The organism is Rhodoplanes tepidamans, assembly GCF_030813915.1.
Classification (GTDB): domain Bacteria; phylum Pseudomonadota; class Alphaproteobacteria; order Rhizobiales; family Xanthobacteraceae; genus Rhodoplanes; species Rhodoplanes tepidamans.
Genome location: NZ_JAUSUJ010000001.1, coordinates 68,415 through 91,846 on the forward strand (window position 1 = coordinate 68,415; position 23,432 = coordinate 91,846).

Annotated in this window: 19 protein-coding genes; 6 read left to right on the forward strand and 13 right to left on the reverse strand. The window is 70.8% G+C overall.

The window, feature by feature from the left end:
* Window positions 1–119: 119 nt before the first annotated feature.
* Together J2S22_RS00270 and J2S22_RS00275 are read left to right on the forward strand one after the other, a co-directional pair.
* On the forward strand, window positions 120–2,285 hold the full coding sequence (locus J2S22_RS00270) for an HWE histidine kinase domain-containing protein (protein ID WP_272776245.1): 2,166 nt from the start codon (window positions 120–122) through the stop codon (window positions 2,283–2,285).
* Window positions 2,286–2,476: 191 nt separating this feature from the next.
* Window positions 2,477–3,451, forward strand: coding sequence for a TIM44-like domain-containing protein (locus J2S22_RS00275; protein WP_307155777.1), 975 nt, complete (start codon window positions 2,477–2,479; stop codon window positions 3,449–3,451).
* 111 nt (window positions 3,452–3,562) lie between these two features.
* Here J2S22_RS00275 and J2S22_RS00280 read toward each other — a convergent pair whose 3' ends face one another.
* The 9 genes from J2S22_RS00280 to J2S22_RS00325 form a co-directional block, all read right to left on the reverse strand.
* Window positions 3,563–4,039 carry a hypothetical protein gene (locus tag J2S22_RS00280; RefSeq protein ID WP_272776243.1) on the reverse strand — a complete coding sequence of 159 codons (477 nt, stop codon included), beginning with the start codon at window positions 4,037–4,039 and terminating at the stop codon, window positions 3,563–3,565.
* Window positions 4,040–4,443: 404 nt separating this feature from the next.
* On the reverse strand, window positions 4,444–5,706 hold the full coding sequence (locus tag J2S22_RS00290; protein WP_272776242.1) for an FAD-dependent oxidoreductase: 1,263 nt from the start codon (window positions 5,704–5,706) through the stop codon (window positions 4,444–4,446).
* An 83-nt stretch (window positions 5,707–5,789) separates the two neighbouring features.
* On the reverse strand, window positions 5,790–7,151 hold the full coding sequence (locus J2S22_RS00295) for a YeeE/YedE thiosulfate transporter family protein (RefSeq protein ID WP_272776241.1): 1,362 nt from the start codon (window positions 7,149–7,151) through the stop codon (window positions 5,790–5,792).
* Between the two features lie 67 nt (window positions 7,152–7,218).
* Window positions 7,219–7,446: a sulfurtransferase TusA family protein gene (locus J2S22_RS00300; protein WP_272776240.1), complete on the reverse strand. Its 228-nt coding sequence runs from the start codon at window positions 7,444–7,446 to the stop codon at window positions 7,219–7,221.
* Window positions 7,447–7,982: 536 nt separating this feature from the next.
* Window positions 7,983–8,846 (reverse strand): hypothetical protein, encoded by an 864-nt coding sequence (locus J2S22_RS00305; protein WP_272776239.1) that lies wholly within the window; start codon window positions 8,844–8,846, stop codon window positions 7,983–7,985.
* Window positions 8,847–9,390: 544 nt separating this feature from the next.
* Window positions 9,391–10,734 (reverse strand): MFS transporter, encoded by a 1,344-nt coding sequence (locus J2S22_RS00310; protein ID WP_272776238.1) that lies wholly within the window; start codon window positions 10,732–10,734, stop codon window positions 9,391–9,393.
* A gap of 128 nt (window positions 10,735–10,862) precedes the next feature.
* Window positions 10,863–12,068, reverse strand: a complete 1,206-nt coding sequence (gene pcaF / locus J2S22_RS00315) for a 3-oxoadipyl-CoA thiolase (RefSeq protein WP_272776237.1) — start codon at window positions 12,066–12,068, stop codon at window positions 10,863–10,865.
* 17 nt (window positions 12,069–12,085) lie between these two features.
* Window positions 12,086–12,739, reverse strand: coding sequence for a 3-oxoacid CoA-transferase subunit B (locus tag J2S22_RS00320; RefSeq protein WP_272776236.1), 654 nt, complete (start codon window positions 12,737–12,739; stop codon window positions 12,086–12,088).
* A gap of 22 nt (window positions 12,740–12,761) precedes the next feature.
* Window positions 12,762–13,451: a 3-oxoacid CoA-transferase subunit A gene (locus J2S22_RS00325; RefSeq protein ID WP_272776235.1), complete on the reverse strand. Its 690-nt coding sequence runs from the start codon at window positions 13,449–13,451 to the stop codon at window positions 12,762–12,764.
* Window positions 13,452–13,738: 287 nt separating this feature from the next.
* Between J2S22_RS00325 and J2S22_RS00330 the strand changes: the two genes are divergently transcribed.
* From J2S22_RS00330 to J2S22_RS00345, 4 genes are all read left to right on the forward strand, one after another.
* Entirely contained in the window at window positions 13,739–14,566 is an 828-nt protein-coding gene (locus J2S22_RS00330) for an IclR family transcriptional regulator domain-containing protein (RefSeq protein ID WP_272776234.1), read from the forward strand.
* A gap of 317 nt (window positions 14,567–14,883) precedes the next feature.
* Window positions 14,884–15,945, forward strand: coding sequence for a maleylacetate reductase (locus J2S22_RS00335; protein WP_272776233.1), 1,062 nt, complete (start codon window positions 14,884–14,886; stop codon window positions 15,943–15,945).
* Between the two features lie 193 nt (window positions 15,946–16,138).
* Window positions 16,139–17,077 carry a dihydrodipicolinate synthase family protein gene (locus J2S22_RS00340; RefSeq protein ID WP_272776232.1) on the forward strand — a complete coding sequence of 313 codons (939 nt, stop codon included), beginning with the start codon at window positions 16,139–16,141 and terminating at the stop codon, window positions 17,075–17,077.
* A gap of 253 nt (window positions 17,078–17,330) precedes the next feature.
* Entirely contained in the window at window positions 17,331–17,765 is a 435-nt protein-coding gene (locus J2S22_RS00345; protein WP_272776231.1) for a CBS domain-containing protein, read from the forward strand.
* Between the two features lie 52 nt (window positions 17,766–17,817).
* On the opposite strand, the gene murD is transcribed toward J2S22_RS00345, so the two are convergent.
* The 4 genes from murD to J2S22_RS00365 are packed head-to-tail and all read right to left on the reverse strand — an operon-like array spanning window position 17,818 to window position 23,225.
* Complete coding sequence (murD, locus tag J2S22_RS00350) at window positions 17,818–19,209, reverse strand: UDP-N-acetylmuramoyl-L-alanine--D-glutamate ligase (protein WP_272776230.1); 1,392 nt, start codon at window positions 19,207–19,209, stop codon at window positions 17,818–17,820.
* Window positions 19,210–19,213: 4 nt separating this feature from the next.
* A complete protein-coding gene (mraY, locus tag J2S22_RS00355) occupies window positions 19,214–20,299 on the reverse strand; it encodes a phospho-N-acetylmuramoyl-pentapeptide-transferase (RefSeq protein ID WP_272776229.1) in 1,086 nt (361 codons plus the stop codon).
* Window positions 20,300–20,304: 5 nt separating this feature from the next.
* Window positions 20,305–21,750: a UDP-N-acetylmuramoylalanyl-D-glutamyl-2,6-diaminopimelate--D-alanyl-D-alanine ligase gene (locus tag J2S22_RS00360; RefSeq protein WP_272776228.1), complete on the reverse strand. Its 1,446-nt coding sequence runs from the start codon at window positions 21,748–21,750 to the stop codon at window positions 20,305–20,307.
* Window positions 21,747–23,225, reverse strand: coding sequence for a UDP-N-acetylmuramoyl-L-alanyl-D-glutamate--2,6-diaminopimelate ligase (locus J2S22_RS00365; protein WP_272776227.1), 1,479 nt, complete (start codon window positions 23,223–23,225; stop codon window positions 21,747–21,749). The genes J2S22_RS00360 and J2S22_RS00365 overlap by 4 nt, the downstream gene beginning before the upstream one ends.
* Window positions 23,226–23,432 lie beyond the last annotated feature (207 nt).

Genomic DNA, 23,432 nt, shown 5'->3' on the forward strand with positions numbered 1-23,432 from the left:
TGCCGGTCCGGCCCGATCCGTTAACGTCCGGATCGGTTTAGCTCGTCCCGATCGCTTGCACGCCGGCGTGAAAAGCCACAGGGTGCTACCGTCGCGGAGGCGGCGCAGGAGGAGCGGGATTGTCGGCGCGCGTGTTCGGTCGGAAGGCCAGTGCCCGGCGATTCCAGGGCCTGCTGCAGCGGCCCGTGCCGCTGCGGGTGGCGCTGTCGCTGCTCGCGCTGGCGGCGCTGCTGCCGAGCCTCGCCTTCTTCGCCGTCGAGTACCGCGTCGTCGTCGCCGAGAAGCAGGCCGAGGTCGAGCGCCAGGGGCGTCTCTACGCCCGCGCGATCGCCGAGGACATCACGCGCGAGATCGCCGTCAAGAAGGCCCAGCTGGCGGTGCTCGCGACCTCGCCCTTTCTCGCCACCGACAACCTCGCCGGATTCCACGCCCAGGCGCGCCAGAGCGTCGCCGCGGTGCCGGGCTGGATCGTCCTGCTCGGCGCCGACGGGCGGCAGATCCTCAACACGCTGGAGCCGTTCGGCCGCGTCCTGCCGCCGAGCCGGGCGCCGGAGCTGGTCCACCGGGTCGTCGAGACCGGGGCCTGTGCGACCACGGACCTGTTCCGCTCGGTGCTGGCGGACCGTTACGTCGTCACCCTGCTGTGCCCGGTGCCGGACACCGACTACGTGCTGTCGGGCTCGCTGCCGATCGAGCATCTCGCCGGCGTGATGGCGCGCCAGACGCCGGGCGGCTGGCTCGCCACCCTGGTGGACCGGGAGGGGGTCGTGATCGCCCGCGGCGATGCCGCCGGCGGGGTGAGCGGCACCCGCCTGCCCGCTGCGCTGCGCGGCCGGCTCGCCGGCGAGGCCAACGGCTGGACCGGCGCCGCGATGGACGGCGGGGATCTGCAGGTCGGGTGGCAGCGGCTCGGCAACGAGTGGACCGTGCTGGCCGCGGTGCCGCGCGCCACCGTCGACGCGCCGATGCGGCGCTGGAAGACCGACGTGCTGTGGAGCCTGATCGTCTTCTCGGTGCTCGCCGTGTCGTGCTCGGCGCTGGTCGGCGAATGGATCATCCGCTCGACCCGCGAGTTGTCGCGCGCCGCCGCCGTGATCGGGGCGGGTGGCGTGATCGACACGGTGGAGACCGGCATCCGCGAGGTCAACGAGGTCGGGCAGGCGCTCGCCCAGGCGTCGCACGACCGCGCCAAGGGCGAGATCGCCAACGCCCATCTGGCCGCGCTCGTCTCGTCGTCGGGCGACGCCATCATGAGCGTCTCGCTCGACGGCGAGATCCTCTCCTGGAACGCCGCCGCCGAGGAGCTCTACGGCTACCGGGCCGAGGAGGCCGTGTGCCATCCGCACGCCATGCTGCTGCCGGCCGACCGGATGGGCGAGCTCGACGACAAGCTCGCCGCCGCGATCGCCGGGCAGAGCCTGCGGCTCGAGACGATCCGGCTGCGCCGGGACGGCACGCCCGTGGAGGTGTCGCTCGACGCCGCGCCGATCCGCGGCGCCGACGGGACGCTGGTCGGCATCTCGGTGATCGCCCACGACATCACCCGCCGCAAGCGCAACGAGGCGCACATCCAGTTCGTCATGCGCGAGCTGTCGCACCGCACCAAGAACCTGATCACCGTGATCATCGCGATGGCACGCCGCACCGCCCGCCAGAGCGACGACTTCTCCGACTTCGAGGCGAAGTTCACCGGCCGGCTGCACGGGCTCGCCCGCTCGCACGACCTGCTCGTCCACACCGACTGGCGCGGCGCCGGCCTGGAGGAGCTGGTGCGCTTCCAGCTCGCGCCCTTCGTCGGCGAGGCGGCCTCGCTGCAGGTCGACGGCCCGCCGCTGCTGCTGCGGCCCGAGGCGGTGCAGAATCTCGGCTTCGCCCTGCACGAGCTCGCCACCAACGCCAACAAGTACGGTGCCCTCGGCCAGGCCGGCGGCATCGTGCGGATCGGCTGGAGCGTGACGGCCGGCACCGACGGGACGGAGCGGGTGCGGCTCGTCTGGCACGAGAGCGGCGGGCCGCCGGTGGCGCCGCCGACCCGGGTGGGCTTCGGTTCCACCGTGATCCAGAAGCTGACCGAGGCGTCGCTCGCCGCCGTCGTCACGGTCGCCTACGATCCCGCCGGCTTCCGCTGGGAGGCCGACATGCCGGCGGCCGAGATCCTCTGCGACACGGGATCGCCGCCCGGGCCGCAACCGGCCGAGCCGTCCCCATCGGCGACGCCCGAGGCTGCGGCGGCGACCCCTGCCGCCGCGCCGGCCGAGGCCGGGGCGATCGCCCGGGCGGGCTGACCGCCGCCCGAGGGCCCGCCCGGCGCGGTTTTCCGGGCCGTACGCGGCGGCCCGTAGCGACAAAGCGCCACTTCCCCCTCGTGCCGCCAGTGCCGATATAAGACGCGGAGAAACGCCCCTGCTGTGTGCAGGGGCTGTGGAGGATACGCATGTTCGGTTCGCGCACGCGCCCGATTTTCCTTTCGCTGGCAGTGGCTTCCGCCCTGGTCCTGGTGGCCGGCGACGTCGCCTGGTCGCGCGCCGGCGGCGGCTCGAGCTTCGGCAGCCGCGGCAGCCGCACCTTCTCGGCGCCGGCGCCGACCCGCACGGCCCCGACCACCACGGCGCCGATGGAGCGCTCGATGACCCAGCCCGCGCGGCCGAACGCCGCGGGTCCGGCGGCGGCTGCGCAGCCGAACCGGGGCGGCCTGTTCGGCGGCTTCGGCGGCGGTCTGCTGGGCGGCCTGGCGGCCGGCTTCCTCGGCGCCGGCCTGCTCGGCATGCTGTTCGGGAACGGCTTCATGGGTGGCATCGGCGGCTTCGCCTCGATGCTCGGCTTCCTGCTGCAGATCGGCCTGGTGGCGCTGGTCGGCATGTTCCTGTGGCGGATGTGGCAGGCGCGCCGCGTCCCGCAGCCCGCCATGGCGCATGGCCCGCAGTACCGTGACGTGAACGGTGGCGAGCCGCCGCGCGGCGGCCTCGGCGCGATGGGCGCCGGGCTCGGTGGCGGGCTGGGCGGTGGTCTCGGTGGCGGGCTCGGCGCCCGCGCGGCGGAGCCGTCCGACGATCTCGGCATCGGGCCGGCCGACTACGACGCCTTCGAGCGGCTGCTCGGCGAGGTCCAGGGGGCCTATGCCAAGGAGGATCTCTCGGCCCTGCGCACCCGGGTGACGCCCGAGATGCTGTCCTACTTCTCGGAGCAGTTCGCCGAGAATGCCGGCCGCGGGGTGATCAACGAGATCGCCGACGTCAAGCTGGAGCAGGGCGACCTGTCCGAGGCGTGGCGCGAGGGCGATGCCGAATACGCCAGCGTGGCCATGCGTTACTCGCTGCTCGACCGGATGGTCGACCGCGCCTCCGGCCGGCTGGTGTCGGGCGGCGACCGCGAGACGGTCACCGAGGTGTGGACCTTCCGGCGGCCGCGCGGCGGCGCCTGGATGCTCTCGGCGATCCAGCAGGCGAGCTGACCGCCCGGCCTGACCGGCCGCAGGGACGAAACGGAACGGCCGCGGGGCGACCCGCGGCCGTTCGGCGTTCCGGTCCCGGGACCTCCTGGCCCCGGACGTCCGGTCCCGGGATCACTGCGGCGGGTCGCCGCCGGCCCGGCCGGCGTCCCGTCCCTCGTCGCCGTCCTCGTCCTCGCCGCCCTCGTCGTCGGCCTCGTCGCCGCCGCCGTCGGCGCCGGCGCAGCGGCGGAGCAGGTAGCCCTCGCCGGTGTCGAGCAGGATGGCGACATGGTCGGGGTCGCGGACCTGCAGCTCGAAGCCGAGCTTGCCGCGGATCATCACGTTGAAGAACTCGTCGACGATCCGGTACGTGGTCGCGTCGACCCGCTCGGTCGAGACGTTGCGGAACTGGGAGACGCCGCCGCCGGTGTCGAAGCGCTGCTGCCCCGCGAAGGTCATCACCCGGCCGCCACAGGTCTTCGAGGGGCCGTCCCCCTTCGGGTCCTGGTAGGTCCACCGGCCCGACACCGGATAGCCGGTGTCGGCCCGGGCGGCCGCGCCGGCGACCAAGCCCAGCACGCCGGCGAGAAGCAGCGTCGCGATCCGCATGGCGATCTCCACGCTCGGATTCGATTTGCCCCAGGATACTCCCGCCGGCCGGCGGACACGCGTCCGCGGAGCGGAAAACCCGCGCGGGTGATTAACGAAAGCCGGACCCCGCGCCGGGCGTGCCGCCGTGCGGGCGGCCGGAGTTGCCGATATGTTAGACGTATCACATACTACAGCATGATCCGGAGCTTCGGCGACGCCGAGACCGAACGGCTGTTTCCCGGCGACGTCTGCCCAGCGCGCTGCGGCTGGCGCGCTACTTCGGAACCGACCCGCGCTTCTGGATCAACCTGCAGGCCGCCCACGACCTCTCCGAGGCCGAGGCGGCGCACGACTATTCGGGGATCACGCCACGCCGGGTGGCGTGATCCGAACGGCATCGTGCCCCCGCAGGCGTCCCTCTCTCACTCCGCCAGCTCGGGCTCCCGGTGGTCGACCAGGGCGTCGAGGGCGGCGGTGATGCGGGCGGGGTCGAGCACCCGCGTCTTGGCCACCACCTTGCCGTCCTGGGTGAACACCAGCGAGGGCGTGTCGACGGCGCCGAGGCGGGCGGCCAGGCACTCGCCCTTGTAGGTGTCGACCAGCCCGAGCCGCACCCGGCCGGCGTAGCGGCGCTCGATCTCCCGCACGGTCGGCATGAAGTCGCGCGAGCGCTCGTCGATCGGCGAGTAGACGTAGATCATGCCGGGCAGCTCGCACTGCAGGAGCTGGTTCTCGAACACGTCCAGCTCGGCGATGTAGCGCTCCGCCTCGAAGCCCGCGATGGCGCCGTCGCCGACCGCGGTGGCGACCTGGCGCAGGCAGGTCTGGCGCACGTCGCCGGCCGCGAACACGCCGTCGAGATTGGTCTGCATGCGGGTGTTGGTCGGGATGTAGCCGCGCTCGGTGAGCTCGACCTGGCCCTGGAACAGCTCGGTCGCCGGCAGGTAGCCGATGAAGTAGAAGCAGCGGTCGACCGGCACCGGGACGAGCTCGCCCGAGCGGGTGTCCTTGAGGATCACGGCCTCCAGCCGCTCGCCGCCCTCGAAGTGGTCGACCACGGTGTTCCAGCGGAACTCCATCTTGGGCTCGCGCATCGCCTCCGCCTGGGCGGCGGCGTTGGCGTCCATGTGGCCCTCCTCGTGGATCACCGACATGATCACCTTCGAGGCGAACTTGGTGAGGAACAGGCCCTCCTCGACGGCGGCGTCGCCGGAGCCGATCACCATCACCACCTTGTCCTTGCAGCTCGCCGCGTCGCAGGTGGCGCAGAACGAGATGCCCTTGTCGTAGAGGAAGCTCTCCTCGCCCGGTACGCCGAGCAGGCGCGGCTTGCCGCCGGTGGCGATGATCACGGCCTTGGCGTGGTAGACGGTGCGGAACGTCTCGATGACCTTGTCGCGCCCGGTCAGGTCGACCCGCTTCACCGGCGTGTTCTTGAACTCGGCGCCGAAATGGCGGGCCTGCTTCTCGAACTTCTTCGCCAGCTCGAGCCCGGTGATGCCCTCCGGAAAGCCCGGATAGTTGGCGATCTCGTTGGTGTAGGTGGCGAGGCCGCCGATCAGGCCCTTCTCGATCACCAGGGTCTTGAGGCGGGCCCGCCCGCCGTAGAGGGCGGCGGTGAGGCCGGCCGGGCCGCCGCCGATGACGACGAGATCGTAGTGCTGGTGGTCCTTGCTCACGGGCATCGGGCTGTTGGTCCTGGGGGTCGTGGATGCGATCGGGCGGAGGCGGCGCGGGCCCTTCGGTCCGCGCCGCGGAGCGATGCCGGTCAGGCGGTGTGGCGCTTCGACCACCAGTCGGCGAGCAGCCAGATCGCGAACAGGGCGACGAGCTGGGCCGCCAGCGCCGGGGCGAAGCCGCCCAGCACCTTGGGCAGGTAGACGGCGCTGGTCATGTCGACCATCAGCACGTCGCGCCACACCGGCCAGGTGGCGGCGCCGATCAGGCCGCCGACGCAGAAGAACGGCAGCGCGATCCACTGCTGGACGAAGCCTTCGCCCACCCGCATCAGGGTGCCGGAGGCGCAGCCGCCGGAGATCACCGCGCCGATGCCGAACAGGAAGGCGCCGACCGCCGTGTGCAGCCCGACCGGCGAGATCAGGCCGATCTTGACCGCCGCGTCGAAATTGCCGGTGCGGACATAGGCGCCGAGCTGCAGGGCCGAGACCAGCAGGGTCGACACCGCCAGCGCCACCATGACGGCCTTGGTCAGGTTGGTGCCGCCGGTGAGGCACGGGTCCCGCATCGCCGCCGTGAAGCAGAACCGCGCCCGCTGCAGGGTGAAGCCGAGCGCGATGCCGATCACCCAGAAGATCGCGAGCCGCGGCGCCTTCTGCACGTCGACGTACCAGTAGGCGACGACCGCCAGGGCGACCAGGATGGCGATGCCGATCGGGAACTGGGTGACGTTCTCCTTGCGCTCGACCCGGGTGCGCTGGATGCGGCGGATGCCGCCGCCGCCGCCGCCGGCGGAGGCCGGGGCGGAGCCGGCCGGCGCCGCGGCGGGAGCGGCCGCCGGCGGCGCGACCGGCGTCATGCTGGCCGCGCCGATGAACACCGTCACCAGCAGCTTCGAGCCGACCATCGCGCCGAGGAAGATGAACAGCATGAACACCCAGCCGTGCAGCGACATCGACGGCACGCCGGAGAACAGCGCGCCGATGTTGCAGCCGAACGACAGGCGGGCGCCGAAGCCCATCAGCAGGCCGCCGAGGATCGCCGCGGCGACCTGCCGGCCCGACTTGACGTGCTTGATCTTGAACTGGCTGGCGAGCAGCGTGGCGACCAGCGCGCCGAACACCAGCCCGACGTCGATCAGCGTCCCGGCGTCGTTGAAGAACCAGAGGTTCGGCGCGTTGAAGGCGCGCGAGGCCTCCTTGAAGTAGGCCCACTGGTGGGCGTCGCCGCCGATCAGGTTCCAGGCCCAGGCGGCCCAGTAGGTCAGCGCCGTGGTGACGCCCCACACGCTCCCGGTGGCGTTCAGGAGCGAAGCGGCCAGAACGGCGAGCAGGACGGCGCCGGTCAGGTAGGTCCAGGGCTGGACCAGGATCGCCTTGAAGGTGGCGGTCTGGCGGAGCGTCTTGAGCAGCGACGTCTCCGGGGGGCGGGGAAGCGCGGTGATGTCGGTCATGGCGGGTCTCGCGAGCCCGTCCCCGCCGGCGAGGACGGGCCTGTGGTGGATCGGACGGTCCGCACGGTCAGTGGGTCTTCTCGATGACGACCTCCCACTGGCCTTCGCTCACCTCCTCGATCTCGAAGTTGTGGCCCTCCTTGTTGGCCCATTCGGGAATGTTCTTCATGGCGCAGGAGTGATCGATCGACACCACCAGCACGTCGCCCACGGCGAGCTCGCCGAGCGCCTTCTGGGTGCGGATCAGCGGAACCGGGCAGGCCTCGCCGAGGCAGTCGAGCATCTTCTCCGTCATGGGTCGGTCTCCGTTGGATGGGGAATCGGCATGGACGCCCGGCCGGTCGGCGCGGGCCGGCGTCGTGGGGCTGGTTCAGGGCGCGGGCGGGGAGCGCAGACCGCGGGCGACGGCATTCCACCCGGTCCGGGGGCACGGGACGCCAGCGCATGGTGGGAGGGTCTGGTCACGAATCGGGCCGCTCGCGATCGTGAAAGCCAGGAACGTATTAGGTCATCCGAATGAGTGTAGGGATCGGCAAACAACGTAGCCGTGCCGGCGGACCGCGCCGGTCGGCCATGCGCGCGGGACGCGCGGATGTTCCGCGCTGCGGCATGGCTGATGCTTTCCGCGTACGGGCGGTCCGCCGAGGCGTGTCGTGCAGTCGGCTGTTCGACATGCCGACAGGATCGCCGGTGATCGCGCGACGTCTCGATCGTCGTCGTCCGCACAGGCGAGGGGGGGGGGCGGAATGTCATCCGTCATCCCGGTGCGCGGACCGCAGGTCCGCGAACCCGGAATTCGCAGCATTTCTGATGAGAAACTCCGGCGTCGCATCAATCAACGCGGCCGGCGGTGAATACGCGAGAAATTTGTAGCTTGTCCTTTGGGACGACTTTTGGATCGCCGATAGCAATCGACGGGAATATATCGTCGTATTTGCTGGAGGGGCCGGGGGCCGAAAGAGTAAATGTAATACCTGACTGATGGGGTGCCTCATCGATCGTCGTGCGATAGGTGATGCAGCCGACAATATCAGCGGAGAATGGTGCTTCCTGTTTGATCGGAATCTTAATTATATCCCACTGCGATAGAGTTGCGCCGGGCAGAATCATATAGCGGTCGCCCGCTGCTTGTCCTATATTAGCAAGTACAAGTACGTTATCGCAGACATTATCTTGGGTGGGGCGCCACTTGAGATGACTTTCATTGTCGGCGCGAACAATTGCCTTCCAATCTAGTCTGAACTCCCTTGCAGGCGATCGACCGCTATTGCGGACGGTGTACTTGACCCGCAAACGCCAGTTGCGCTCGCTTCCAGTACTATCAAACCAAAGCGGATTGGCATCAGTCAGTTCGACACTCTCTAATCCCAGCCAGGCTCGTTGATCGGCCAGCGCGGCATCAGCTTGGCGTTTCGCTTCTGTCGCCGCTATCCGAGAGCTTCTTGCAGCATCTTGGCTGGCGAGTAGCGCGAAAAGAGCAAGGGCTGTGCTTAAACTACCGATGATCGCGCCGATGGCGGTTAAAAATGTATTCAGCTTCCGAAGCTTGATCTCTTCCAGATATCGGTCGTGCTCGTTTTTTGGTGATTCCGGAACCAAACGTTGGCCAAAAAAAGTCGCGGGTGCAGTTGTTTCTTCCGGTTGTGCTCTTCCAGTGTGGTTCGAGTTATCTTTCTGTTGCGGATTGTTATCCATTTTTACGGCCCTTAGTCTGCGGTGCTGACTTTCCTTCCTACCCTTCGAATTGCTCTGCGCGATGCTCTCCGGGATGTGCCTGGATTGTTGCCACCAGAGAATAGCGTGAGCTGCAAACAGCAAAAAAGCTAGAGAAGCTCTGCCGGCTGATACGGTGCACCAGTCGCGCGACGCAACTTGCGTAGGCAGGCTAGGCCGCCGCGGTCTTTCGCGCAATCAAGGCCTGGCTTTAGTCGCGTCTTTAATCAGTCGCAAACTTGCAGGAGGACTGAGGCTTCCCGCAGGCGGGGGTGCGGAATTGGTCATCCCGGGGCGGCGTGCTCGGTCGGCGCTTCGCGCCGCCCGAGCACAGGCTCCGCGAGCGCGGAACCCCCACGCCCTGTCTGTCGAGAGGCATCGGCACCGGGGGCATGGATTCCGGGCTCGCGGACCTGCGGTCTGCGCCCCGGAACGACGGATCATGCAAGCCCGCGTCGTCGCCGGAACGAAAACGGGGCGCCGTGGCGCCCCGTTCCGTCGATCGTCGTCTGGTGATCGGTTCGTCTCACGCCGCCTTGGCGATCTTGGCCAGCACGGCACGGCGTTCGCGGACGACCATGTAGAGCGTCGCCAGCGCCCCGAGGATGCTGGTGATGATGCCGAGATACCAGATGCCCACGAACTCCGTGTAGAAGGCCCCGCCGGCATACGAGAACTTCGCCGCCATGAAGCCCGACACCGACAGCGCGATGGCGCCGGCGAACTGGCCCACCATGTTGATGATGCCCATGGTGAAGCCGGCCGAGCGGACCGACCAGATCTCGGCCGCCGAGGCGTTGATCAGCGGGAAGATGTTGATCACCACGCCGGCGAAGAAGGCGAGCGCCGCCAGCGAGAAGGTGTTCGGGATGTGCAGCGTGAACAGGAAGAAGGTGAGGCCGATCAACACCAGGCCGCCGCCGATCACGACGGCGCGCGGAATGCCGTGCTTGAGCAGCTTGTCGGAGAGCCAGCCCACGCCGGGCGTGCCGACGACGCGGCCGATCACGTAGACCGACGCCATGCCACCGCCCGCGATGATGGCGGCCTCCTTCGACATGCCGGCTTCCTGGATGTAGAAGTCGGTGGCGTAGAGCGGCAGCCAGCCGGGCACGAGGCGGGTCGCCACCATGTAGGCCGACCACACCAGCGACATGATCCACAGGGCCGGATCCTTGGCGATGATGCCGAGGGTCTGCCGGTAGGAGAGCTGCTGGTGCTCCTCCTTGTCCTCCTGCTTCTCGATCGACGGCAGGCCCATCTCGGTGGGCGAGGCGCGCAGCAGCAGGAGCGCCAGCATGGCGATGACGAAGACGACCATCGCCATCAGGATGGTGGACGCTCGCCAGCCCGTCACGCCGAACAGGCCGCCATGGGCCAGTACGACGGCGAAGATCGGGATCAGCAGGAAGGTCATCACCTCGCCGAGTCCGCCGCCGGGGCCGGAATACATCTCCATGGCGAAGCCGCGCTCCTTGATGGAGAACCACTTGGCCAGCGCCGAGGTGATCGGCACGTAGCCGGCCGCCGCCACGACGCCCATCGCGGCGCGCCAGATCAGCGCCTCGGTGAAGGTGCCGCTGAAGGCGAAGCCGGCCAGGAACAATGCGAGAATGCCGATGCCGACCGGGATCACCCGGCGGCTGCCCCAGACGTCGGCGGCCGTGCCCCATGGGATCTGGGCGACCGCGTAGGCGTAGAAGAAGGCGGAGCCGAGCAGGCCCAGCTCCGGCTTACCGATATGGAGATCCTCCATCAGGTACTTGGTGATGCTGGCGTAGTTCCAGCGCACCAGCTGCGACGTGCAGTAGACCAGCATGCAGGCGATGAGGATGACCCATCGATAGTTCGACTTGCTCAGGAACGTCATGGCACGAAACTCTGCCCTTCGGGTGTCGGGATTCGAGTCGTGCCGGCGTGCGCGTCGCGGCCCTGCGGCCTCGCGGTGAGACGGGGGACATCAGAGTGAGGTCGGAAGCGCCGGTCGGCGCGCCGGCGTCACAGTCGTTCGATCAGCATCGCGAGCCCCTGTCCGACGCCGACGCACATCGTGCACAGCGCATGGCGGCCCCCGGTTCGCTGCAGCTGATAGACCGCCGTCGTCACCAGCCGGGCGCCGCTGGCGCCGAGCGGATGGCCGAGGGCGATCGCCCCGCCGTACGGATTGACGCGCGGGTCGTCGTCGGCGACGCCGAGCTGGCGGAGCACCGCCAGGCCCTGCGCCGCGAAGGCCTCGTTGAGCTCGATGACGTCGATCTTGGCGATGTCGATCGACAGGCGGCCGAGCAGCTTGTTCACCGCCGGCACCGGGCCGACGCCCATCACGCGCGGCGCGACGCCGCCGGCGGCCATGCCGAGGATGCGCGCCTTCGGGGTCAGGCCGTGGCGCTTGGCCGCCTCCTCGCTGGCGACGATCAGGGCGCAGGCGCCGTCGTTGACGCCCGACGCGTTGCCGGCCGTCACGGTGCCGTCCGGCCGCACCACCGGCCGCAGCTTGCCGAGCGCCTCGAGCGTGGTGGCGCGCGGATGCTCGTCGCGGTCGACCCGCACCGGGTCGCCCTTCTTCTGCGGGATCTCGACCGCGCAGATCTCCTCGGCGAGCGAGCCGTTCGCCTGCGCCTTCGCGGTCTTCTCCTGGCTGCGCAGGGCGAACAGGTCCTGGTCGGCGCGCGAGATCCGGAAGTCGGTGGCGACGTTCTCGGCCGTCTCCGGCATCGAGTCGACGCCGTACATCTTCTTCATCAGCGGATTGACGAAGCGCCAGCCGATCGTGGTGTCGTAGATCTGGGCGTCGCGGGCGAACGGCGCCGTCGCCTTGCCCATCACGAAGGGGGCGCGGGTCATGCTCTCGACGCCGCCGGCGAGCGCCAGCTCCATCTCGCCGGTCGCGATGGCGCGGGCCGCCTGGCCGATCGCCTCCATGCCGGACGCGCACAGCCGGTTGACCGTGACGCCCGGCACCGTCTCAGGCAGCCCGGCGAGCAGCAGCGCCATGCGGGCGACGTTGCGGTTGTCCTCGCCGGCCTGGTTGACGTTGCCGTAGAAGACGTCGTCGAGCGCCGCCCAGTCGACCGACGGGTTGCGCTTCATCAGCTCCTTCATCGGGACGGCGCCGAGGTCGTCGGCCCGGACGGCGGCGAGGGCGCCGCCGTAGCGGCCGAAGGGGGTGCGGATCGCGTCGCAGATGACGGCGTGTCTGGTCATGGTCGGTCCCTGTCCGGTCAGGATTTGCGCAGCAGCTTCAGGCCGCAGAGGGTTTCGAGCGCCTCGTGGGTCAGGCCCGGCGCGAGATCGTGGGCGACCACGCCGGCGGGCGTGATGTCGAAGGTGGCGTGGTCGGTGTAGACGCGGCGCACGCAGGCGACGCCGGTGAGCGGGCTGGTGCAGCGTTCGACCAGCTTGCAGACGCCCTTCTTGGTGAGCAGGTCCATCATCACGAAGACCGACTTGGCGCCGATGGCGAGGTCCATGGCGCCGCCGACCGCCGGGATCGCGTCCTTGGCACCGGTGTGCCAGTTGGCGAGGTCGCCCTTCACCGACACCTGGTAGGCGCCGAGCACGCAGTAGTCGAGATGGCCGCCGCGCATCATCGCGAAGGAGTCGGCGTGGTGGAAGTAGGAGGCGCCGGGCAGGGCGGTGACGTACTGCTTGCCGGCGTTCATCAGGTCGACGTCCTCCTCGCCGGGCGGCGGCTTCGGGCCCATGCCGAGCAGGCCGTTCTCGGTGTGGAGGATGATGGTCACGCCCTCGGGCAGGCAGTCGGCGACCTCGGTCGGCGCGCCGATGCCGAGATTGGCGTAGGAGCCGTCGGGGATGTCGGCGGCGACGCGGATGGCGATCTCTCGTCGGGAGAGGCGCTGGAAGTCTTGGCTCATGGAAGTCTCCGGACGATGTCGCTCAGTGCTGGGCGGGGCCGTCGGCGTGGGCGGGGCCCACCTGGACGACACGCTTGACGAAGATGCCGGGCGTCACGACGGTCTCGGGATCGAGCGCACCGACCTCGACCACCTCGGTGACCTGGGCGATCGTGCACTTGGCGGCGGTCGCCATCACGGGCCCGAAGTTGCGGGCGGTCTTGCGGTAGACGAGGTTGCCGAGCGCGTCGCCCTTGAACGCCTTGATGAACGCGTAGTCGGCCGAGATCGGGTATTCCAGCACGTAGTGGCGGCCGTTGATCTCGCGGGTCTCCTTGCCCTCGGCGAGCAGCGTGCCGTAGGCGGTCGGGGTGAAGAAGGCGCCGATGCCGGCCCCGGCGGCGCGGATGCGCTCGGCCAGATTGCCCTGCGGCACCAGATCGAGCGTCAGCTCGCCCGACAGGTAGCGCTCGTCGAAGGCCTTCGAATCGGCCTGACGCGGGAACGAGCAGACGATCTTCCGCACCCGGCCCAGATGAATCAGCTTGGCGATTCCCTCCTGCGCGGTGCCGGCGTTGTTGGAGATGATCGTCAGCTCCTTGGCGCCCTGCGCCACCAGCGCGTCGATCATCTCGAACGGCACGCCCGCGTCGCCGAAGCCTCCGATCATGATCGAGGCACCGTCCGGGACGTCGGACACCGCCTCCTCCAGCGATGGGCAGATCTTGTTCATGCGGCCTCCACTCGATGGTGCGATGCACAAATTCGCACATCCGTTCGATTAACGCGCAGCACCGTGCCTCCATCATCGGAGATCGTCAAGTTCTGTAATCGCACGGACGTTCGAAAACGGGTATGGTGAGACCGCATGCACGCGTGTCTCGGTCTGCGGACCGACGGGGCTGGTCGAACCCGTCACGACGGGATAGGAGATGCGCGATAATCGAACGGCGTGCCCGCCGATTCGTCCGGTCGCCGTGTGGCGGCCGGCGGCGGGCCGCACAGCGCGGCAGGCCCGCCATGACCGAGATGGATCCCGACGACCCCGACGAGGCCCCCGCGGCCGGACACGCGGCCGAGGGGCCGGTGCCCGGCGATCCCAACATCATGACGTCGCTGGTGCGCGGGCTCGCCGTGATCCAGGCGTTCTCGCGCGAGAGCGCCTCGCTCACCATCTCGCAGATCAGCCAGAAGACCGGCATTCCGCGCGCCGCCGTGCGGCGCTGCCTCTACACGCTGCGGGCGCTCGGCTTCGCCGACACCGACGACGGCCGCCAGTACGTGCTGCGCCCGCGCATCCTGGCGCTCGGCCACGCCTATCTGAGCTCGATCCCGCTCGCCCGGGTGGCGCAGCCGCTGCTGCGGCGGATCGCCGACACGCTCAACGAGTCGTGCTCGATCGCCATCCTCGACGGCGACGACATCGTCTACGTGGCGCGCGCCTCGGTGTCGCGCATCATGACCATCGACCTGCATGTCGGCAGCCGGCTGCCGGCGGCGTTCACGTCGATGGGCCGGGTGCTGCTCGCCCATCGGCCGCCGGCCGAGCTCGACGAGCGCCTCGCCCGCGTGACCTTCCAGCCGTTCACCGTGCACACGATCCGCGACGTCGCGGCGCTGCGCGCCGAGATCCTGCGGGTGCGGGCGGCCGGCTACTCGGTCATGGACCAGGAGCTGGAGCTCGGGCTGCGCTCGATCGCGGTGCCGATCCTGTCGGCGGACGGCGCCGCGACGGCGGCCCTGAACGTCGGCGCCCACGCATCGCGCATGTCGGTCGCCGACATGGTGGAGAAGATCCTGCCGCTGCTGCGCGAGGCGGCCGAAGAGCTGTCGCTGTGCGCCGGGTGACGACATGGCGGGCGATACCAGCCGTCGCATGGACGGACGCTTCGCGCGCGGGCTCGCCCCACTTTGCAGAACTCGTCATTCCGGGACGACGCGGAGCGTCGGACCCGGAATCCAGCCCGGAATGCCGAGTTCGGAGCTGGATTCCGGGTTCGCGCCGGAGCCTGCACTCGGGCGGCGCGAAGCGCCGACCCGGGTGGCGCGCCCCGGAATGACGGATTCTGCAAAGCCCTCGCCTGCGCGGACGACGACGACCGAGAGGCCGTGCAAAGCCCTCTCGGCGCCCACGAGGCTCCGCCCGCTCATCCAGTGAGTCTGCAATGAACCGGTTCGTCTATGCGTCCCACCCGGTGCGGGTGGTGTTCGGCCGCGGCACCGTCGCGGCGGTTCCCGAGGAGGTCGAGCGGCTGCGGCTGTCGCGCGTCCTGATCGTCACCACGCGGTCGAGCGCCGCGACGGCGGAGGCGGTGGCAAAGGCGCTCGGGCCGCGCGCCGCCGCGATCTTTCCCGGTGCCGTGATGCACACGCCGGTCGCCGTCACCGAGACGGCGATGCAGCTCGTCGCCGAGACCGGCGCGGACGGCGTGGTGGCGATCGGCGGCGGCTCGGTGACCGGCCTCGGCAAGGCGATCGCGCTGCGCACGGACATGCCCCAGATCGTCGTGCCGACCACCTATGCGGGCTCGGAGATGAGCCCGATCCTCGGCGAGACCAGGGACGGCCAGAAGGTCACGCAATCGAGCGAGGCGATCCGGCCGGAGGTGGTCGTCTACGACGTCGATCTCACGCTCGGCCTGCCGCCGGCGCTGTCCGGCACGAGCGGCATCAACGCGCTCGCCCATGCGGTGGAGGCGCTCTACGCGCCGGACCGCAATCCGATCGTCGCGCTGATGGCGGTCGAGGCGATCGCCGCGCTGCATCGCGCGCTGCCCGCGCTGGTGCGCGATCCGCGGGATGTCGCGGCCCGCACCGACGCGCTCTACGGCGCCTGGCTCTCCGGCGTCTGCCTCGGCTCGGTGAGCATGGCCCTGCATCACAAGCTCTGCCACACGCTCGGCGGCAGCTTCGACCTGCCGCACGCCGAGACCCACACGGCGGTGCTGCCGCACGCGCTCGCCTACAACGCGCCGGCCGTGCCGGAGGCGATGGCGCGGCTCGCCGGGGTGCTCGGCGCCGATCCGGCGCGGGCGCTGTGGGATCTGGCCGGGGCGGTCGGGGCGAAGCGGGCGCTCGCCGATCTCGGCATGCCGGCGGACGGCATCGCGCTCGCCGCCGAGCGGGCGCTGGCGCGGCCCTATCCCAATCCGCGGCCGCTCGAGCGCGCCGCGATCGCGGCGCTGATCGCCCGCGCCTTCGCGGGCGAGCCGCCCGAGTCGATCTGAAGGCGCGCGCCGAAGGAGCACGCCGCGACGGGCGCTGCCGCCGCCGCAGCGCCCCCATGCGGCGCGGCGGCATCGGGCTCTGGACCGCAGCCCTGCGAGGGGGCACAGTCGCGCTCCCCGAGACCATCCTGCGGCCGCCCGGCCGGTCGATCCCGAAAACACCCGGCGGTTGCACGAGCGAGGAGACGACACCGTGAGCCTGACGTCTGCCATCAAGGGCGTGATCCCGATCTCCCCGACCCCGTTCCATGCGGACGGCCGGGTCGACATGGACTCGATGGCGAAGCTCACCGACCACTTCGCCGCCTGCGGGGTGGACGGCATCACCATCCTGGGCCAGCTCGGCGAGGCGCCGAAGCTCGAGTTCTCGGAGGCGCGCGCCATCGTCGAGCTGGTGGCGAAGCGCTTCAAGGCGCCGATCGTCGTCGGCGTCTCGGCGCCCGGCTTCGCGGCGATGCGCTCGCTCGCCCGCGAGGCGATGGAGCTCGGCGCCTCCGGCGTGATGATCGGCCCGCCCAACACGCTGCGCACCGACGACCAGATCGTCGGCTACTACCGCCAGGCCGCCGAGGCGATCGGCCCGGACGTGCCCTTCGTGCTGCAGGACTATCCGCTCACCTTCTCGGTGGTGATGACGCCGAACGTCATCCGGCGGATCGTCACCGAGAACGCGAGCTGCGTGGTGCTCAAGCACGAGGACTGGCCCGGGCTCGACAAGATCACGGCGCTGCGCGGCTTCGAGGCCGACGGCGCGATGCGCCACATCGCCATCCTGACCGGCAATGGCGGCCTGTTCCTCGACTTCGAGATGGAGCGCGGCGCCGACGGCGCCAACACCGGCTACGCCTTCCCGGAGATGCTGGTCGACGTGGTGAAGCTGTCGGCGGCCGGCAGGCGCGACGACGCGCACGACCTGTTCGACGCGCATCTGCCCTATCTGCGCTACGAGCAGCAGCAGGGCCCGCTCGGCCTCGCGGTGCGCAAATACGTCTACATGCGCCGCGGCCTGATCGCCTGCGACGCCCAGAGGAAGCCCGGCGCGACCCTCAACGCCGCGGCCAAGGGCGAGGTCGAGTACCTGATCTCGCGCATCGCCCGGGCCGACCGGCGGGCCGTGCTGAAGGCGGCGTGAGCCGGCCGCGCCGCACCGGCCGCCCGCGGGCGGCCGGCGCCGCGATCGCCGCGAGACCCGCCGCCAGACCCTTCGCAAGTGTCGCATCGCGCCACTTCGTAAGCCGACCGCGCGCGTTTGTGACCGCGCGGCCGGTGGCGGCGCCGCGGCCCGCGGCTTAGCATCGGCCCCTGTGGTTCGTTCCCGGAGGGGCCGGCCGCGGGCTGGCGGGCGAGCGGTCGCCGGCGGCGCCGCGGCGGCCGAGGAGGCCTGCATGCGTGTCGCCGATCTTCTGAAGGGCAAGCCCGACGCCGTGATGATGGTGGAGCCGACGCTGTCGGTCGAGGCGCTCGCCGCGCGCCTGCGCGCCGCCCGCGTCGGCGTGATGCTGGTCAGCCGCGACGGCCGCAGCCTCGACGGCATCGTGTCCGAGCGCGACGTCGCCTACGGGCTCGCCGAGCACGGCGCCACCCTGCCGGTGCTCCAGGTCGCCGATCTGATGACCCGGACCGTGATCACCTGCAGCCCGCAGGACACCGTCGCGGAGGTCGCCAAGGTGATGACGCTGCGCCGCATCCGCCACCTGCCGGTGAAGGAGGGCGACGCCATCGTCGGCGTGATCAGCATCGGCGACGTGCTGAAGTCGCGCATCTCCGAGATCGAGCTGGAGGCCAACGTCCTGCGCGACATCGCCATCGCGGTGCGGTGACGCGAGTCGCGACGTCAGGTGGGTTCGCGCCCCGGAATGACGGCACCCGGCTTCACTTCACCCCGGGCAGCGCCTTCACCAGCTTGCGGAAGGCGTCGCCGCGGAGCTCGAAGTTCCTGAACTGGTCGTAGGAGGCGCAGGCGGGCGACAGCAGCACCACGGCCTGCTGCAGATGGGCCGCGGCGGCGTCCTCGGCGGCCTGGGCGACCGCCTTGTCGAGCGTGCCGGCGATCGTCCACGGCGCCTTGCCGTCGAGCGTCCTGGAGAACTCCTCGGCCGCCTCGCCGATCAGATAGGCCTTTCGCACGCGCGGGAAGAAGCCCTCCAGCGGGGCGATGCCGCCGGTCTTCGGCTTGCCGCCGGCGATCCAGAAGATGTCGGAGAAGCAGGCGAGCGCGCGCGCCGCCGCGTCGGCGTTGGTCGCCTTGGAATCGTTGACGAACAGGATCGAGCCGTAGCGGCCGACCTCCTCGATCCGGTGCGGCAGGCCCGGATAGGTGCGCAAGCCCGCCTGGATCTGCGCCGGCGAGAGGCCCAGCGCGAGCGCCGCCGCGGCCGCGCAGGCGGCGTTCTGGGCGTTGTGGGTGCCGCGCAGCGTGGCGATGCCGCCGAGCAGGGCGATCTCGCGCGACGCGGCGCCCTCGGCGCGCAGGATGCGGCCGCCCTCGACATAGATCCCGTCGGCGAGCGGCCGGCGCACCGACACGCGCACCACGTCGCGCCCGGCGCGGGCGACCCGGTCGGCGGCGGCCTGGCTCCAGTCGTCGTCGACGCCGATCACCGCGGTGCCGCCCTCCTGCACGCCGGCGACCAGGCGCTCCTTGAGGCCCGCATAGGTCTCCATGGTGCCGTGGCGGTCGAGGTGGTCCTCGGTGACGTTGAGCAGGATGCCGACCGAGGGGTCGAGGCTCGGTGCGAGGTCGATCTGGAACGACGACACCTCGATGACGTGGACGAGGCCGGGCTGCGGCGGCTTCAGCGACAGGATCGCGGTGCCGATGTTGCCGCCGATCTGCACCTCGCGGCCGGCGGCGGCGAGCAGGTGGGCGGTGAGCGCCGTCGTCGTCGACTTGCCGTTGGTGCCGGTGACGGCGACGAAATGGGCGTTCGGCGCGTGGGCGGCGCGCTCGCGGCAGAACAGCTCGATGTCGCCGATCACCTCGACGCCGGCGGCGCGGGCGAGCCCGACCGTCCAGTGCGGCGCCGGATGGGTGAGCGGCACGCCGGGCGCCAGCACCAGCGCCGAGACGCGCGACCAGTCGATGGTGCGCAGGTCGGCGGTCGGGATGCCGGCGCTGGTGGCGTAGTCGATGCGCTCCTCGCTGTCGTCCCAGCCGACCACGTCGGCGCCTCCGGCGAACAGCGCGCTCGCGGTGGCGAGCCCGGACGTGCCGAGCCCGAAGATCGCCACCTTCTTGCCTTCCAGCGTGGTGACGGGGATCATCGGCTCACCTCAGCTTCAGGGTGGAGAGGCCGGCCAGCGCCAGCACCACCGAGATGATCCAGAAGCGGATCACGATCTGCGGCTCGGTCCAGCCGAGCTGCTCGAAATGATGATGCAGCGGCGCCATCTTGAAAACCCGCTTGCCGGTCAGCTTGAACGAGACCACCTGGACGATCACCGAGACGGCCTCCAGCACGAACAGGCCGCCGATGATGCCGAGCACCACCTCGTGCTTGGTGACCACCGCGATCGAGCCGAGCAGGCCGCCGAGCGCCAGCGAGCCGGTGTCGCCCATGAACACCGAGGCGGGCGGGGCGTTGAACCACAGGAAGCCGAGCCCGGCGCCCAGGATCGCGCCGCACAGCACCGCGAGCTCGCCGGCGCCGGGGACGAAGTTGAGCTGCAGGTAGTCGGCGAACACGGCGTTGCCGACCACCCAGGAGATGCCGCCGAAGCTCGCCGCGGCGATCATCACGGGCACGATGGCGAGCCCGTCGAGGCCGTCGGTCAGGTTCACGGCGTTGCCGGCGCCGACGATGATGAAGGCCCCGAAGGCGAGGAAGAACCAGCCGAGATCGAGCACCATGTCCTTGACGAAGGGGAGCGCGAGCGAGGTGGCGAGCGGCGCCCGGCCCAGCATGGCGAGGGCGAAGCAGGCCATCACGGCGATCAGCGTCTCCAGCGCGAGCCGGGTCTTGCCCGAGAAGCCCGCATGGGTCTGCTTGGTCACCTTCAGGTAGTCGTCGTAGAAGCCGATCATCCCGAAGCCGAGCGTCACGCCGAGCACGATCCAGACATAGGGGTTGGCCGGGTTCGCCCACAGCACGGTCGACACCACGAGGCCGGACAGGATCATCAGCCCGCCCATGGTCGGCGTGCCGACCTTGGTGAGCAGATGCGACTTCGGCCCGTCGGCGCGGATCGGCTGGCCCTTGCCCTGCTTCACCCGCAGCATGCGGATGATGGTCGGCCCGAACAGGAACACGAACAGGGCCGCGGTGACGATCGCGCCGGCGGCCCGGAAGGTGATGTAGCGGAAGACGTTGAACGCCGTGAAGACATCGGAGAGGTCGGCGAGCCAGTAGAGCATGCGGATCAGCCTCGCACTGGAAGGTCGTCGGACGCCGCGGGGGCGGGATAGCGGCGGGCCAGGGCCTTGACGATCGGCCCCATGCGGGAGCCGAGCGAGCCCTTCACCATCACGGCGTCGCCGGGCTGGATCTCGGCGAGCACCTGCGGCTCGAGCTCCTCGGAATTGGCGGCCCAGCCGCCGCGCCGGTCGGCCGGCAGCGCGTCCCACAGGGCGCGCATCAGCGGGCCGGCGCAGAACACGAGGTCGACGCCGCTCTCCACCACGGCCTCGGCGAGGCCGGCATGCAGGCCGGTCGCCGCGGCGCCGAGCTCCAGCATGTCGCCCAGCACGGCGATGCGGCGGCCGCGGCCGTGGACCGGCGCCCGGCCGAGCACCGCCAGCGCGGCCCGCATCGAGGTCGGGTTGGCGTTGTAGCTCTCGTCGATCAGCAGCGCGCGGCCGCCCGGGATCGCGAGCTCCATCCGGGTGCCGCGGCCGGCGGCCGGGCGCTGCCCGGCGAGCGCCAGCGCGCACAGCGCGAGGTCGGCGCCGGCGAGGCTCGCGGCCGCCAGCACGGCGAGCGAGTTGAGCACGAAATGGCGGCCCGGGGCGCCGATGCGGTAGTCGACCACGCTGCCGAGGATCGACGCCTCGACGGTCGAGCCGTCGTCCTGCAGGGCGTATTTGAGCAGCCGCGCGTCCGCCTTGGCGTTCTCGCCGAAGGAGACGATGCGCTCGACGCCGGCCTGGGCGGCGCGGCGCTTCAGCCGCTCGAAATGCGGGTTGTCGCGGTTGATCACGGCGGCGCCGCCGGGCTCGAGCCCGCCGAAGATCTCGGCCTTGGCGTCGGCGATGGCGGCGACGTCGGGGAAGAACTCGAGATGCACCGGCTCGACCGTGGTGACGATCGCCACGTGCGGCCGCACCAGCGCGACCAGCGGCGTGATCTCGCCGGCGTGGTTCATGCCGATCTCGAACACCGCATAGCGCGCCGTCTCGGGCAGGCGGGCGAGCGACAGCGGCACGCCCCAGTGGTTGTTGAACGAGGCCGTCGAGGCGTGGGTCTCGCCGTCGGCGCGCAGCGCGACGCGCAGCGCCTCCTTGGTCGAGGTCTTGCCGACCGAGCCGGTGACGGCGATCACCCGGGCGGGCGAGCGGGCGCGCGCCGCGCGGGCGAGGTGGCGCAGGCCCTCCAGCACGTCGGGCACCACGAGCAGCGGCGCGTCGGCCGGGAACTCGGCCCGCCGGGCCTGCGACACCACCGCGAGCGCGGCGCCGTTCGCCAGCGCCTTGGCGACGAAGTCGTGGCCGTCGAGCCGTTCCCCGACGATGGCGAAGAAGGCCTCGCCGGTCGACACGGTGCGGCTGTCGATCGACAGGCCGACGATCGCGGCGGGCAGGGGGCCGGACCCCTCTGCCGACATGGCGGCGGCCATGTCGCCGACGGTCCACAGCGGCGGCGTGGTCATGCGCTCTTCTCCCGGTGGGCCGAGGTCTTCTCCCGCAGGACGGACGTCACCGCCTCGTGGTCGCTGAACGGCAGGGTGGTGCCCGCGATGGTCTGGCCGGTCTCGTGGCCCTTGCCGGCGACCACCAGCACGTCGCCCTCGGCGAGGTCGTCGATCGCCTGCCGGATCGCCTCGCGGCGGTCGCCGATCTCGACCGCGCCCGGGGCGGCGGCCAGGATCGCGGCGCGGATCGCCGTCGGGTCCTCGCTGCGCGGATTGTCGTCGGTGACGATGACGCGGTCGGCCTTCTCGGCCGCGATGGCGCCCATCAGCGGCCGCTTGCCGGTGTCGCGGTCGCCGCCGCAGCCGAACACCACCACGAGCTGTCCCTTGGCGTAGGGGCGCAGCGCGTCGAGCGTCTTGGCGAGCGCGTCGGGCTTGTGGGCGTAGTCGACGAAGATCGGCGCGCCGCAGCGGTGGCCGACCAGCTCCAGCCGCCCCTTGGCGCCCTCGAGGCCTTCGAGCTGCTCGAACACGGCGGCGGGCTCGCCGCCCGTGGCGATCACCTGGCCGGCGGCGACCAGCGCGTTGTCGACCTGGAAGGCGCCGACCAGCGGCAGCCGCACCCGCGCGCTGCGGCCGGCATGCACGATGGTGACGGTCTGCGAGAAGCCGTCGATCTCCTCGGCCGCGGCGCGGATGTCGGCGGCGCTGCTGCGCCCGACCGTGAGGATCCGCACGCCGCGGGCGCGCGCCGCGTCGAGGACGGCGTCGGCATGCGGGTGGTCGATGTCGATCACGGCGGTGCCGTCGGGCGCCAGAAGGCGCTCGAACAGGCCCAGCTTGGCGGTGAGATACGCCTCGAAGGTGAGATGATAGTCGAGGTGGTCGCGCGTGATGTTGGTGAAGCCGGCGACCGCCACCCGCACCCCGTCGAGCCGGTGCTGCTCGATGCCGTGCGAGGAGGCCTCCAGGGCCAGATGCGTCACCCCTTCGCCGGCGATGCGGTCGAGCGTCGCGTGCAGGGCGACCGGGTCGGGCGTGGTCAGCGAGCCGTAATGCTCCTCGGTCGGCGTCACCAGGCCGATGGTGCCGATCGAGGCGGCCTGGTGGCCGAGCGCCGCCCAGAGCTGGCGCGTGTAGGAGGCGACCGAGGTCTTGCCGCTCGTGCCCGTGACGGCGGCGATCACGGCCGGCTGGCGGGCGTGGAGACGCGCGGCGGCGCGGGCCAGCGCGGCGCGGACGTTCTCCACCAGCACCAGCGCGACGCCGTCGGGCAGGGGCGTGGCGGGCGCCCGCTCGGCCATCACGGCCACGGCGCCGTTCGCCAGCGCGGCCGGCACATAGGTCAGCCCGTCCGCCCGGGTGCCCGGCACCGCCGCGAACAGGGCGCCCGGCGTCGCGGCGCGGCTGTCGGCCGTCACCGCCGTGACCGGCACGTCGCCGTGCCGCGCCTCCCAGCGAGCGTCCGGATCGAGAAGATCGCGCAGCCGCATGTCCCCGCCCCGCGTGCATCGGGCCGGCCCGTGCGGCCGGCCGCCGAAGCAGGCGCTCCGGCGGCTCCGGTTTAGCATGTTCGTTAACCGGGGGAAGCGACCGGGCCGGATCGAATGCTGCGACGCAGCATCAGCAATCGCCGCCAAGTCCTTGAGCCCAAAAGTTGAGCGGTGTTTGCATCTGCCTAATTCGCCATCAGGCTCGCC